General features: G+C 63.6%; 6 protein-coding genes and 5 pseudogenes. 3 read left to right on the plus strand and 8 right to left on the minus strand.

The features are described from left to right. Positions 1–140: 140 nt before the first annotated feature. The 8 genes and pseudogenes from BMG07_RS06490 to BMG07_RS06525 all read right to left on the minus strand — a co-directional run bounded on the left by BMG07_RS06490 (position 141) and on the right by BMG07_RS06525 (position 9,355). Complete coding sequence (locus tag BMG07_RS06490; RefSeq protein ID WP_198083871.1) at positions 141–590, minus strand: MaoC family dehydratase; 450 nt, start codon at positions 588–590, stop codon at positions 141–143. Further along, a pseudogene (locus BMG07_RS06495) lies at positions 583–2,234 on the minus strand (AMP-binding protein). Before BMG07_RS06495 ends, BMG07_RS06490 begins: the two are co-directional and overlap by 8 nt. Then, positions 2,231–2,971 carry a nitroreductase gene (locus BMG07_RS06500; protein WP_198083872.1) on the minus strand — a complete coding sequence of 247 codons (741 nt, stop codon included), beginning with the start codon at positions 2,969–2,971 and terminating at the stop codon, positions 2,231–2,233. Before BMG07_RS06500 ends, BMG07_RS06495 begins: the two are co-directional and overlap by 4 nt. A 65-nt stretch (positions 2,972–3,036) precedes the next feature. Further along, positions 3,037–3,804, minus strand: a complete 768-nt coding sequence (locus tag BMG07_RS06505; RefSeq protein ID WP_198083873.1) for a 3-hydroxyacyl-CoA dehydrogenase — start codon at positions 3,802–3,804, stop codon at positions 3,037–3,039. A gap of 129 nt (positions 3,805–3,933) precedes the next feature. After that, positions 3,934–5,309: pseudogene (locus tag BMG07_RS06510) on the minus strand (MFS transporter). Between the two features lie 118 nt (positions 5,310–5,427). Beyond that, positions 5,428–6,464 (minus strand): annotated as a pseudogene (locus tag BMG07_RS06515) (AraC family transcriptional regulator). 137 nt (positions 6,465–6,601) lie between these two features. Then, a complete protein-coding gene (locus BMG07_RS06520; protein WP_269758718.1) occupies positions 6,602–8,329 on the minus strand; it encodes a carboxylesterase/lipase family protein in 1,728 nt (575 codons plus the stop codon). 96 nt (positions 8,330–8,425) lie between these two features. Continuing rightward, positions 8,426–9,355 carry a LysR substrate-binding domain-containing protein gene (locus tag BMG07_RS06525; RefSeq protein WP_198083875.1) on the minus strand — a complete coding sequence of 310 codons (930 nt, stop codon included), beginning with the start codon at positions 9,353–9,355 and terminating at the stop codon, positions 8,426–8,428. Between the two features lie 362 nt (positions 9,356–9,717). On the opposite strand from BMG07_RS06525, the pseudogene BMG07_RS06535 reads away from it, so the two are divergent. The 3 genes and pseudogenes from BMG07_RS06535 (at position 9,718) to BMG07_RS44720 (ending at position 13,640) form a co-directional block, all read left to right on the plus strand. Beyond that, positions 9,718–11,243, plus strand: a pseudogene (locus BMG07_RS06535) (tannase/feruloyl esterase family alpha/beta hydrolase). Positions 11,244–11,610: 367 nt separating this feature from the next. Then, complete coding sequence (locus BMG07_RS06540) at positions 11,611–12,585, plus strand: ABC transporter permease (RefSeq protein WP_198083877.1); 975 nt, start codon at positions 11,611–11,613, stop codon at positions 12,583–12,585. A gap of 231 nt (positions 12,586–12,816) precedes the next feature. Next, a pseudogene (locus BMG07_RS44720) lies at positions 12,817–13,640 on the plus strand (sugar ABC transporter substrate-binding protein). The last annotated feature ends 33 nt before the right edge of the window (positions 13,641–13,673 follow it).

The raw sequence follows: 13,673 nt of genomic DNA on the forward strand, positions 1-13,673 counted from the left end.
CGGGGCGAAGGCCGCCGACCCGGCGCGAGAGGGTGTGTGCGAATCGATCATTTCTTCTGTCTCCAATGGCTCGTTTTGAAAATGGGCAGGCGCCTGCCTGCCCGAGCGAAACAGGTCATCCCTTGGGGCATGACCTCGACTCAGGATTGCGGGTCGAACAAGATCCGGCCGTACGCGAGCACGCTGACCCGCCCGTTCGCGTCCTTCATCGAGCCCTCCATTTCAAGAACGCTTGCGTTCTTGCGCCTCGCGGTGGCCGATGTCGATGTCACGACCCACGCCAGCGTGACCGTCTCGGTCGCCGATACGGGATACAGCAAGTCGACCGAGAAGCTCATGCCCAGCACATCGCCTCTCTTGGCGAAGTGGGAGCCGACCAGGCCCATCAGAAGCGACGTCGTGTGAGCGCCGCTCGCGATCAATCCGCCGAATCGCGTGCCGCGTGCGAACTCCGCGTCGTGATGCAGCGGGTTCTCGTCCCCGGCGATACGAGCGAACGTGCGAACCTGCTCGTCGTCGAAGCGATGGATGCGCGAGAAGCTGTAGCCGGCCCGGACTTCGTGCCCCGCCGCGGCCATCAGCTCAATCATGGGCTGCCAGCCTGGTGATGGCTTCGGCGCTTCCGGCTTCCTGGCGCAAACGGAACTTCTGGATTTTTCCGGTGGCGGTCTTGGGAAGGCTTGTGAACACGACGCGGCGCGGACATTTGAAGTGGGCCAGGCGTTCGCGGCAGAACTTCAAGATCTCCTCCTCGGCGGGCGCCGCAACGCCGGCCCGCAGCTCAATGAAGACACAGGGGACTTCGCCCCACTTCGGGTCCGGTTGGGCGACCACGGCGGCGTGCAGCACGGCGGGGTGTCCGTGAATCACGTCCTCGACTTCGACGGATGAGATGTTCTCTCCGCCCGAAATGATCACGTCCTTGGAACGGTCGGTGATCTGCGCATAGCCGTTTTCATGGAGCACCGCGACGTCGCCGGTGCGAAACCATCCACCGGCGAGTGCCTTGCGCGTGGCGACTCGTTCTTGAAGTAGCCCATCATGACCGTGTTACCGCGCAGCATCAGTTCACCGACAGTCTTGCCATCGCGAATGACAGGATCGAGCGTGTCCGCATCGCCGACCATGAGGCCTTCGAACATGGCGGCCCGCGCGCCCTGCCTCACCCTGAGCTTGCCTTGATCCGCCGGCGGGAGGTCGTCCCAGCCGTCCTGCCAGACGCAGCTCACCGGCGTGCCGGACACCTCGGTGATGCCGAAGACATGCTCCACCTCGAAGCCCATGGCCATCACCGCGTCCAGCACGGCGATCGGCGGAGGCGATCCCGCGGTCAGTACGCGCACCGGCCGGCTCAGCTTCGTGTGCCGCGCAGCGTCGGCCAGCATGGCCATGACGATCGGTGCGGCACAGAAATGATCGACCTGGTGCAGGTCGATCGCCCGCAGCACCGCTTCGGCGGACACCCGGCGCAGGCAGACGTGCGTACCGGCCGCTGCCGTGATGGCCCATGTGAAGCACCACCCGTTCGCGTGGAACATGGGCAGCGTCCACAGATACCTCGGCGCCCGCGGAACAGCCCAGTTGGTGTTCTGCAGCAGGCTCATCAGGTAAGTGCCGCGGTGGCTGACCACCACGCCCTTGGGATCGCCCGTGGTTCCGGAGGTGTAGTTCAGGGCGATCGGCTGCCACTCGTCGGAGGGCCAGCGGCCCGCGAAGCTCGGATCGCCGCTGGCCAGCAGCGATTCGTAGTCGGTTTCGCCGATGCATTCACCAGGCGGCGCCAGATGGTCTTCGATGTCGATCACCGACGGCGGATCGTCGAGCTTCTTCAGTGCCGCGGCGACGACGGCGGAGAACTCGCGATCGACCAGCAGCAGCCTGCACTCGCCGTGCCGCAGGATGAACGCGACGCCCTCCGCGTCCAACCGGTGATTGATGGCGTTCAGAACCGCGCCGGCCAGTGGCACGCCGAAATGCGCTTCCAGCATGGCCGGCGTATTGGGTGCGAGCACGGAGACGGTGTCGCCCGGCTCGATGCCTCGCGCGACGAGCGCCGAGGCGAGCCGATAGCAGCGCTCGCGTGTCTGCTCCCACGTGCGCGTCAGCTCGCCGTGCACCACGGCCACGCGTTGGGGATGCACCAGGGCGGCCCGATCCAGGAAGCCGAGCGGCGTCAGGGGCACATGGTTCGCTTCGCAGCGGTCAAGGCCCGTTGCATAGGACTTCACGCTCATGATCTTGTTTCCTTGGCGGTGTGGTGAAACGTCGTGAAGGTCGAAACGGGCTCACGTTCGGTGACGAGCGAGTTTTCGACGGAAGCAAGGTCGGCATAGCCAAGGCTCATGCCGCACACGAGCATCTGCCCGACGGGAATCTCCAGGAAGTCGGTGATCTGACGATGAAACTTCAGGAAGGCCGCTTGGGGGCAGGTGTGAAGATTCCGTGCCCTCGCGGCGATCATCACGCTCTGCAGAAACATGCCATAGTCCAGTAGGCTTCCTTCAGCAAGCTCTCGGCTCACGGTAAAGAAAAGCCCGACAGGTGCATCGAAGAATCGGTAGTTACGCCCATGCTGCTTGTGCATGCGCTCCTTGTCGCCCTTGGCGATGCCCAACAGCCCGTACAGGTCCCAGCCCACCTTTCGGCGCCGTTCGAGATACGGGGAAAACCATTCGCGCGGGTAGTAGTCGTAAGGCTCCTGCAGGTTGCGCGATTCTTCCGGGTCGTCATCGAGCTCGGCCAGTGCCGCGGACAGCTTTGCCTTCGCCTCGCCGGTCAGCACATGCACGCGCCACGGCTGCATGTTCATGCCGGAGGCGCTGTAGCGCGCCGTCGAAAGGATGGCTTCGACTTCTTCTGGGGGCACGGGCGTGGGCAAGAAGGCACGTACGCTGCGCCGGCTGGAGATGGCCCAATCCACGGCTTCTCGCAGGACTTCTGCGCTCAATGCAGGCGCGGTCGCTCGGTTCATTCGGACAATCTTTCTCTTTGCATATCTTTTTCTGCCGCGCATCAGGGGCGCGGCGTACTCGGTGGTTACTTGGGGGCCATGCGGATCGCACCGTCCAGGCGAATCACGTCGCCGTTGAGGTACGGGTTTTCGATGATGTGCAGCACCAGGCCCGCGAACTCGTCCGGACGGCCCAGTCGCGCAGGGAAAGGCACCATCTGTCCCAGCGCTTGCCGCACCTCGGCCGGCATGGCCGAAAGCATCGGCGTCTCCATGATCCCCGGTGCCACGGCCACCACCCGGATGCCCACGCGCGCGAGTTCTCTTGCAACGGGCAAGGTCATGGCCGCGATCCCTCCCTTGGAGGCGGCGTATCCCGCCTGGCCGATCTGGCCATCGAAGGCGGCCACCGACGCCGTGTTGACGATCACGCCGCGCTCGCCGTCTTCGGCGGCGCTGTTCTTCGCGATCTGCGCGGCCGCCAGCCGCAGCACATTGAAGGTGCCGACCAGATTGATCTGGACCGTGCGCGCGAAGGCATCCAGATCATGCGGGCGCTCGCGCCCAAGAACCTTCTCGGCGGGCGCAACCCCGGCGCAATTGACGGCGCCGTGGAGGTCGCCGAAGGCTTCGCGGAAGAGATGCAGCGCCTGCTCGACATCGGCTGCCGACGTGACATCGGCGCGGACCGCGATACACCGGTCTCCCAGCTCGCCACGAAGGGTTTGCGCCGCGGCAATGTCCCGGTCCAGAAGAAGGACGCGGGCTCCTGCCCTCACCAGGCGCCGGGCCGTCGCGGCGCCCAGGCCGGAACCTGCACCCGTGATCACGAAACCACGATCTCTTGCTTGCATTCTTGTCTCCTTCGCGCTCGCCCATCTGCAAGGCGCCATGTCGGTTCACTCTATCCACCGTGTGCCTTCTCGGCCATGTCCGATCACGTCATTACCGTGGGGCGTACGGACACCCGAAGGGACTCAGATCTACACCGACCCTCTTTGAATGCGGCCTGTTGCTTGCTGGCCGGCTGGTGCATTCACGGCCCTGGTGCGCGTCGAATCGGCTCGCGACTGGTTCACGAAGCTGACCGCGATAGCGCCGAAAAGTCCGGCCAGCGCGATCGCCATGAAGTTCTGCTCCAGGGGGAGCTTCAAGGAGACAAGCCATCCGATGAGAACCGGCGCGACGATCGCGCCGATGCGGCCCACGCCGGACGCGAAGCCCACACCCGTCGACCGTGTCGCCGGCGAATAGAAATCGCCGGCGTATGCATATGCCAGAAGCTGCGTGCCCAACGTGGAAGCACCCACAATGAACACGGCCAGGAACAGCAGCTCGGTCGACTTCGTGTAGGCGAGTGCGGTCAGGGACAAGGCACCTGCGGCATAGAAGCCGATCAGGACGTGCTTGATGCTGAACTTGTCGCTCAGCAAGCCTCCGCCGATCGCGCCGACAATGGCGCCGACGTTGAAGACGATCACGAAGTTCAGGGCGGACCCGAGGCTGTACCCCGCCATGGCCATCAGTTTGGTGAGCCACGAGTTCAGCGCATAGACCATGAAAAGTCCCGTCATGAATGCGACCCAGATCATCACGGTGCTGAGCCCGCGGCCTTCCTCGAACAGGCTGCGTATGGGGGCTGAGCGCACCTTGTCGGTGGGCGATCCGCCGTAGATCGTGTCCATGGCATGCGCCTGCCCGGGCGCAATCCTGGCCGCCATGGCCCTGAGCTGGCGTTGGTCGCCTTTCTTGACGAGGAACGACAGCGACTGCGGCATCGTCTTGAGGATGAGCGGGATCAGCAGCACGGGAAGTCCTGCCACGTAGAACACCCACTGCCATCCGTAGCCTTCGATCAGCTGCTTGGCGCTCAGGGCGACAAGAATGCCGCCCACGGAGTAGCCGGCAAACACCAGGGTCACCAGGCGTGTGCGCAGGTTGGATGGCGCGAACTCGCCCATCTGCGCCGTCACGATGGGGAGCACGCCGCCGATGCCCAGGCCCGCGATGAAGCGGGCGATGCTGAAGCTGACCGGCTCGTGGGTCAAACCGGCGGCGGCCGTGAAAAGGCTGAAGAGCGCGACGCACACCGCGATCATGCGAGGACGCCCGATTCGATCCGCCAAGGTGCCAAGAAAGATGGCGCCCAGCATGGTCCCGAGCAGCGCTGACCCGGCCATGATGCCGGCGCTGGTCGCATCGATCCCCATCTCTTTCATGATCGACGGGAGCGCTGCACCGACGACGGCCAGGTCGTAGCCGTCGATGATGAGGATCAGCACGGACCAGAAAAGCACGAGCCCGTGGAATTTATTGAAGCGCGATCGACCCGCCAAGCGTGCACATCGACTTGTTGCATGTTGTCTCCTATTGTTGGTGTTCGCCGCTTTGCGCGGCGTCGACCGGAGGTTATTTCTGCAACTGTTCGATGCCCATGCCCAAGGACCTCGATATGGGCGGGGCGTCAGGACATGGGGCTACAGGCCCGATGAGCGCTCCTGCGCCGGGTTGCTGGAGGAGCGATAGGCGCCGGGGCTGACGCCGGTCCACTTCTTGAAGGCGCGATGGAACGCACTCGTTTCCTGAAATCCAGTCTGAGCGGCAACCTCCGCCACAGTCAGCGACGCGCTCGAGAGCAGGTCGATGGCAATGTCCCGGCGCAGGTCGTCCTTCAACCGTTGATAGCTCAACCCTTCTTGCTGCAGCCTGCGTTGGAGGGTTGTACTGGAAAGGCGCAATGCCTGAGCGATCTTTTCCAGCTCGGGCCACGCGTCTGGCATCTGGCTGCGCAAGCTCTTTCGGATCTGGGCGCTTGTACTGGCGTCGTTGTGATACTTGACGAGCAGGTTCGCGGGGGCGCGCGGAGAAAGTTGTCGACCGTTTCAGGCGTTTCGGCGATTTTCAGATCCAGCAGCTCGCTCGCAAACACGATGTGCGTGGTCTTGGCATTGAAGCTCAGGTTGTCGCAGAAGCGTGTGCGGTAGTGGCTGTCGTCGGCGGGGGGCGCACACCGAAACTGCATCTCGCTCAAGGGAATGCGCCGATGCACCAGCCAGCACGCCAGGCCGTGCACGAGGATGAACCAGGTGCCGTAGCCGAACAACCGGCGCAGCACGCCGCCGTCGTGCAGGATCACGCGAGCTTCGCTGTCCGTGCGGATCAACTCGCCACGAAAATCGTCCAGCGTCGATCGCAGGAACCGGAGAATGCGACGCAGGGCGTGCTCGAGGTTGTCCGAGCTGACAGCGGCACGGGTCATGAGTGCATAGCTTCCGCGCCGCAATCCGTGGCTGTCCAGACCGAAAAACTCGTCGTCCATGAGATCGGCAAGCGCGACCCACATGCGCGAATACGCCGCCGCGGAGATGCGTGCGCGCGGAGAGCTCAGCAACTCGCGATCCAGCTTGGCGAGCTCCAGGACATGGGTGATGTCCAGGTTGCGAAGCTGCGCGGCATGAAGCGCTTCATGCACGAGTTCGATCGCGACGGTTCCCTTCATTCCAGCGGACTTCATACTCGTTCCCGGCGAATGGCTTTGATCAAGGAGGGCATGCTCGGCACGATTCAGGGCGGGCGTCAACGCTTGCGGCTGGCGTTATCACGCCGCCGCCAGTCTAGGCGAGTGTGCCCTCTCTTGGCGCGGCCGGTCCGTCAGAATCCCAGCAACGTGTCCCAGATCGCCAACTGCGCCACCTTGGGAGGCGAGCCGAAGGACACGCCGGCGCCCACATCACCAATGCGGGCGGAGTCGGAGCGGTCTGCGGCATAGACGGGCCACGGCGTGTCGTCCGAGAACACGCTGCTGCCGTTTGCTGCAAAGGAGGTCAACGATCGCATCCATTTTTGCGAGAGTTCGGCCTCCACCGGACCCGCACCGACCTTGTCCTTGTAGTACGGCAAGCCGTAGGTGCCGAACAGGAAGGGCAGCTCGGCGCAGTGGGGCACGCCGCGGGCCGGCGGCAGAATGGCGTGCATGTATGTCGCCAGCCGCGCACTTCCGCCAGCGGCAGCCACTTGGTTGGCCAGGCGCACACCAACGCTGCGGCGAAGGGAGTCGCCAAAGATCTCCGTCCAGAGGTCGCCCGGAACATCGGCACGCCCGTCAGCCATCGCGGCCTGGCGGTATGTCGAGATGAGGTTCGCGGTCTGGTCCGAAGCCACGCCCATGCTGACCAGAAGGCCCGCGACCAGGCCAGCCAGCGCCTCATTCGTCGCAGGCAGCGGTGGAGTCGTTGTTCTCTTGGCCAGGTTGTCGTAGAGGTCGGTGAAGAAGGACCCCTCGGTCAAGTCATTGGTGACGATGACAGGCAGGCTGGCCGGGAAGGGGGTCCTCGTCCAGTCCGAGATGTACGTGCTGCCATCCACGATGGGCGCGATCCTGTACCGCCCCGATCGGCCCGTTGTGACGGATGCCGGCAGCGGAGCGCCGAACAGCGCAAGCTCGGCCGTGTGCACATCCATCGCCGGCAGGCCGATGAGTCCCTTGGGATTCGTGCCGAGTTTCTGCGCGATCACTTCGGTGTAGGTCGCTGCGTCCGCCAGCGACAAGCCGTAGGGTGCCGCGATGTTGGGCGGGCTCAACAGATAGAGTCGTGACACCAGTGGGCGCCACTTGGGGTTCTGCGCGATCATGATGGCGTTCATCGCGCCACTGGACTGGCCCGCCAGCGTGACGTTGTCGGCATCGCCGCCGAACGCCTTGATGTTGGCCTTCACCCATTGGAGGGCGGCCACCTGGTCCTGCACAGCCCAGTTGGCGGTGGCGCCGGTGTCCGGGTCCGCGAAGTCCGGGTGGGCCAGGTGGCCCAGCGCACCCAGGCGGTAGTTGACCGTCACCACCACCACACCCCTCTGTGCCAGCTTCTGGCCGTCCATCAGCGACATGCTGGTGGCGCCCGAACGAAAGCCGCCGCCATGCAGCCAGACGACCACCGGCAGGCTGACGCCTGTCGTGGGCGCCCACACATTCAGCGACAGGCAATCCTCGCTCTGGTTGGTGGCCGGCTCGTAGATCCACGTGGTGTTGGTCTGGATGCTGGCCGCGCCGAACGCCTTCGCGTCGCGGGGCACGCCGGTGAAGTCGACTGGCTTGGGCGACTTGAATCGCAAGGGGCCCACCGGGGGCTGGGCATAGGGGATGCCCTTGTACGAAATGACTTGTCCGTCGATCTGTCCGCTCAGCACGCCCGAGCTGGTCTCGGCCACCAAGGGGCGCTCGATGCCGGCACCGCCCCCCACTGCGCCTCCCACTTCTGCGCCCGCGCCTGCGCCGCCGCCTCCGCACCCGATCAGGGGCAGTGCCAGCGCGCTGCCGGCGCCGAGCATGAAGCTTCGGCGTGAGTGCGTGTTGATCGTTCGGCGAGTGGGTCGGGTATCCATGCGACTGTCTCCTTCTGCGTCTCATCCACCATGGAAGGACTGCTGAGCTCAGCGTATGGCAGGACGCATCAAAACAACCGTTGCAATTTCAGGACTTTAGATTCCACTCGCGCGTAACTTGACGCCGCCCGGCGAAAGCGCCTGTGAAAGCGCCGCCAGAAACAGCCGGCCCGCCTGCGTGAGGTGATGGCGGGACGGGTATATCGCGTACACCGCCATCGGGAGAGGCGCCCAGCCCGGCGCCACGATGCCCAAGGTACCTTCGTCGATGTCCTGCTGGCACAGAACCAGCGGCAACTGCGCCACACCGATGCCGGCAATCGCCGCCTTGCGTATCACCAGCAGGTTGTCGCTGTACAGCCTGGGCTTCACCGGGACGACGCAGGTTTCGCCCTGCGGGCCCCACAAAGTCCACTTTGCCGCGTGCTCGTCGAAGCTCCAGCCGACGGTGGGCCACTCCCTCTGTTGCCCCGGCTCTACCGCCAGCTCGGTCTCGGCGATGAGTTGCCGCGAGGCCACCAGCCCATACGGTGTCGCCATCAGTTGCTGAGCGACCATGCTGGAGTCGGCCAAAGCACGCCGTGCCGGCTGGATGGTCAGGTCGACGTGTTCATCCGGCGCGCTTCCGTCGGTGGTCTTCATTGTCAGCGTCACGCGGGGGTAGGCGCGCGCGAACGCGATCGCTACGTCGCCGATCAGAAACGAAGCCAGGGCGATCGGACAGGCCACGCGCAGGAGCCCACTGGGCTCGCCGCAGCCCTCCTGTGCCGCCGCGAGCGCCGCACGCGTTTCGTCGCGGATGTTCAGGCCGCGCTGAAACATCTCCTTGCCCTTCTCGGTGACTTCGAAGTGGCGCGCGTTGCGCATCAACAGCGCCACCCCCAGACGCTCTTCCAGGGCAGCGATGCGACGACTCAGTCGCGACTTGGAGATTCCAGTGCGCTGGCTGGCCGCTGAAAATCCTCCTGCTTCGACGACTTCGACAAGCATCATCAGGTCGTGCGGCAGGTCAGTTATTTCTTGCATGGCGGACCCTATGTCGTGGGAGCGAAGCCTTCACATCTGCGTCGTGAATCCAAGATCCGAATCATCAGGCGAACGGTCGAGCGCGCCGCCGAGACCGCGGGCATCAGTCGCCTCGGTTCATGCGGTTCTCGCAGCGAGGGATTACCCCATCTTTCATGAATCTATTCAATAGGATTCAATAGTTTAGAGCTGAAGTATCACCGCCTCAAGCAGGTGTTCCCCAAGTTGTGTTCCTGTCTTCTTTCATTCATTTCATGAGGTGAAGCTTGTTGTCGAACCAAACCATCCAGTCGCCACGCGCCCAACGCGCTCACTTGTCGGCCAGGCTCCTTGGGGTCTTGCTCTTTCTTGGCGCCGTTCCGATGGCCGAAGCTGCGCGCGGCAATACGTTCGGCTTCACGCGCTCAGCCGAGTCTTCCATCGACTACACCGCGACGCCGCATTCTTCCAACGCCGAGTGCGCCGGACTCTCTTCCCTTGCGAGCGGTGGAATCGTCATCTCCGCGAAGCTCGTCGAGGCCAACGGGGCCGTGCCCGCGCATTGCCGAGTCAGCGGCATCATTCCGGCGGAGATCGGTTTCGAGTTCAACCTGCCACTGAAATGGAACGGCCGGTTGTTCATGTTCGGCAATGGCGGCTTCGCGGGCGAAGCCGTAGATTCCGGACCTGAAGTCGAGTCACGCGAGGCCGGCCTGTCCAAAGGCTTCGCGACAGTGCGTACAGACACCGGCCACCTTGCGGCCAAAGAGCCTCTCGCGTCGTTCGCGAGCAAGCAGCGCAACAAGGTCGAGGACCACGGCTACCGAGCCGTCCACGAGACCATCACGCTGGCCAAGAAGGTGGCCGCCACGTTCTACGCGCGGGCCGCGGACTACAGCTACTGGCAAGGCTGCTCGACAGGCGGCCGGCAGGGGATGATGGCCGCGTCGCGCTTTCCGGAGGCTTCGACGGCATTGCCGCCGCCGCACCTACGCTGCGGTGGAGCGATGTGATGATGAAGGGCCTGTCCAATCAGCTCGCACTGGACGCGGTGCCGACGCTGACACAAGAAAAATTGGGCAACGTGTTCAAGGCCGTACTGGCACGCTGCGATGCAAAAGACGGTGCGGTCGACGGGCTGCTGGCCGACCCGCGCAGCTGTGATTTCGACGCGAAGCGCGACCTGCCCAAGTGCACGGGCGCAGTTGACGCCAACTGCTTCACAGAAGCTGAGACCGACGCCCTCGCCAAGATCCGAAATGGCCCGGTGATCAAGGGCAAAAGCTATTTCCCGCAATACCCTGGCATGGAAGAAGCCAGCACCGCGACACGCTGGATCATCAATGCAGACGGCTCCGCCAATGCGCTCTCGGTGTTCAGCGAAAGCTACATGAAGAACCTGTTCTTCCTGCCGCAGCAGGATGCAGGCTACGACTGGAAGAAGTTCGACTTCAACCGCGACCCGGACCGCGCGGCCACGATCAACGATCTTTGGAACCCGAAGCCCACGCTCGATGCATTCAAGGCCCGCAAAGGAAAGATCCTGACCTACTGGGGCCTGGCCGATGCGGCGTTGAACCCGGTGATGGGCATGGACTACTACGACGAGATCGTCCGGCAGATGGGCTTGCAGCAAGCGCAATCGTTCTACCGGATGTTCTTTGTGCCCGGCGTGTCGCACTGCTCTGGCGGCTACGGCCCGGATCAGATCGATGCCATGACACCGCTGATCGAATGGGTGGAGTCCGGCAAAACTCCCGAGCGCCTGGGCGCGCAAAAGAGGGTGGGGAACACCCTCAAGTACAACCGCGCCATCTGTGCCTATCCGCAAGCCACGGTGTACCAGGGCGGTGACCCGGAGCAGCCTCGCAACTACGCATGCGTATTGCCAACGGGCGGCAAGCCCTGAGAGCTGTCATCCATCTTGGCCTTGTCGGGCCAAGGTGATGCCCGTGCTGTTCGTATCGGGGTTCTTGGCTTGGTCGTCGAAAGCGCCGAACGCCGGTAGTCGGCCTCGGCGCAACCGACAGGCTGCGGTGCCGCGTCTTTCCTCGTCTGCGACTGTGCTGCAAATCTGCACAATCGAACTCATAAAGTCGTTTGCGACATGTGCGCAGCACTCCTACAGTCGGCAGAAATCAGCACGAAGCCAGTGCTCGAGCGCCGAAGAAGGAGACAAAGTTGCACAAAAAGGCTTGTAAGAAGCGGCTTCCGACGCAATCGAAGATGACGTCGGACCGCCACGTCTCGAGCGCAAGGCCGCGGGGTATTGCCCCATGACATCGCGCCTGAAGTTCGAACGAGAGACGATCGTTCTGGGGCTGGCGGTGTTGCTCTTCGCGGCGTTCGCTTTTCTGCTCACCGGCTTCCTCACGACCGGGAACCTGCTGAACCTTGTTCGCAACGTATCCGTGCTGGGCATTCTGGGCATCGGTATGGCGATTGTCATCATCGGTCGCGGCATCGACCTGGCGATGGTGTCGAACATGGCCATCTCCATCGCATGGGCGGTGAAGCTCATGGAGCAAGGCACGCCGATGCAACTGGCGCTCGCCTGCGGCCTTGGCTTTGCCCTGGTGATGGCCACCATCAGCGGCGTGCTGGTCGCGTACATCGAAGTGCCCGCCCTCTTCGCGACCCTGGCGATGGGCATCTTCATCTATGGCTTCGGGCACTACGCATTGGTGGGCGCCGACCTGGTGCACCTTCCACCCGACAGCGACGCGATCGCTTATTTCGGGAGCGGACGGATCGTCGGCATTCCGATCTCGGTCCTGTTCTTCGTTGCCGTTTGCTTCGCCGCCAGCTTGTTCTTGAACCGCACCCGACTGGGTCGGTTCATCTACGCCATCGGCGACAACTACCTGACGGCGCGCATCACCGGCATCGCAGCCCGACCCCTCATCGTGCTTCAGTACGTGATCTCCGGCCTGGTGTCGTTCGCGGCCGGATTCATCACCGTCGCGACCGTGACCAGCATCGACACCCGCATCGCCAACTCCACCATGATCTACGACGTGATCCTGGTGGCGGTGCTTGGGGGGGTGGGCCTGAGCGGCGGCAAGGGAAAAGTCAGCAACGTGGTCGTCGGCACGTTGCTGGTCGGGATCCTGTTCAACGGTCTCACCATCATGGACATGCCCTACACGTTTCAGAACATCGTCAAGGCGGTGATTCTTCTTGTCGCCATCGTCATCGACGGCATCGTCAACCCGCGTGACGAGCAAACCGGGCAGCAAGGCGACATCTGAGTTGCCCATTGCAAACATACACAAACAGCACAGCAGGAGATTGACATGCGCCAGATCCACACCCAACTCGCCGTTGCAACTTTGCTCGCCCTGAGCGCGTTCACCGCACGGGCCCAGGAGGGCATCGATGACCCGACGCGGGCGCCGACCTATGCGGCACTCAAAGGCAAGCGCGTCGCCTTCGTGCCGCTCGGCATGGGTCTGGACCTGACCGAAGCCTGGGCGGCCGGCATGAAAAAGCAGGCCGATGACTTGGGCTACAAGTTCGACGTCAGGGATCCCAATTGGTCGACGGACGCCGGCGCCCAGGCGGTGACGCAGCTCATCACGGAGAAACCCGATGTGCTCGTGCTCCACAACCCCGACATCCAGGCGTACGCTCGCCTGATCCAACGGGCGCAGGCCGCTGGCATTCCGGTGCTCCAGATCAACCTGAAGTCCTCGGCGCTGTCCGAGGCCTTCGTCGGGCCGGACTGGGTGGCCCTGGGTGAGAAGGTGGCCGAACTGGCGGTCCAGAAATGCAGCCCGAAGAACGGCGGCTCCGGCAAGGTCTCCATCAGCCAGCTCACGATCACGGCCGCGTCCAACATTTACCAGATGAAGGGCGTGCAGAACGTGTTGAGCAAAAACCCGGACATCAAGGTCGTCTCCACGCAGGGTGGTGACACGCAGGCAGCCAAGCGCGCGCCGCGACGTCGACGGTGCTCCAGCAGAATCCGGACCTGTGCGGGATCATCGGTTTCTGGGACGGCCAGGACGTGGGCAACGCGGCTGCGGTGAAAGCCGCCGGCCTTCAAGGGAAGGTCTCGATCTTCACGTCGGGCGGCGGCGAACGGTCCCAATGCGCCAAGGTGGCCGACGGCGAATACTTCGCCTACGTCAGCTACAACGCAGCGCTCCAGTCGCGCGATCTGAACACGATGATCAAGTTCCTGCTCCAGTCCAGGACGCCGGCCGGCACGATCAAGACCAACCTGTTCAACACCCTGGACGTCATCACGAAGGACAAGCCCCGTCCGACCGCTTGCTACTCGCTGCAAGACCTCAAGAGCTGAGTTCGTCAACCACACCACAGCGACGCAGGTCTG

Source organism: Variovorax sp. E3, assembly GCF_016082275.1.
In the GTDB taxonomy this organism is placed as follows: domain Bacteria; phylum Pseudomonadota; class Gammaproteobacteria; order Burkholderiales; family Burkholderiaceae_C; genus Variovorax.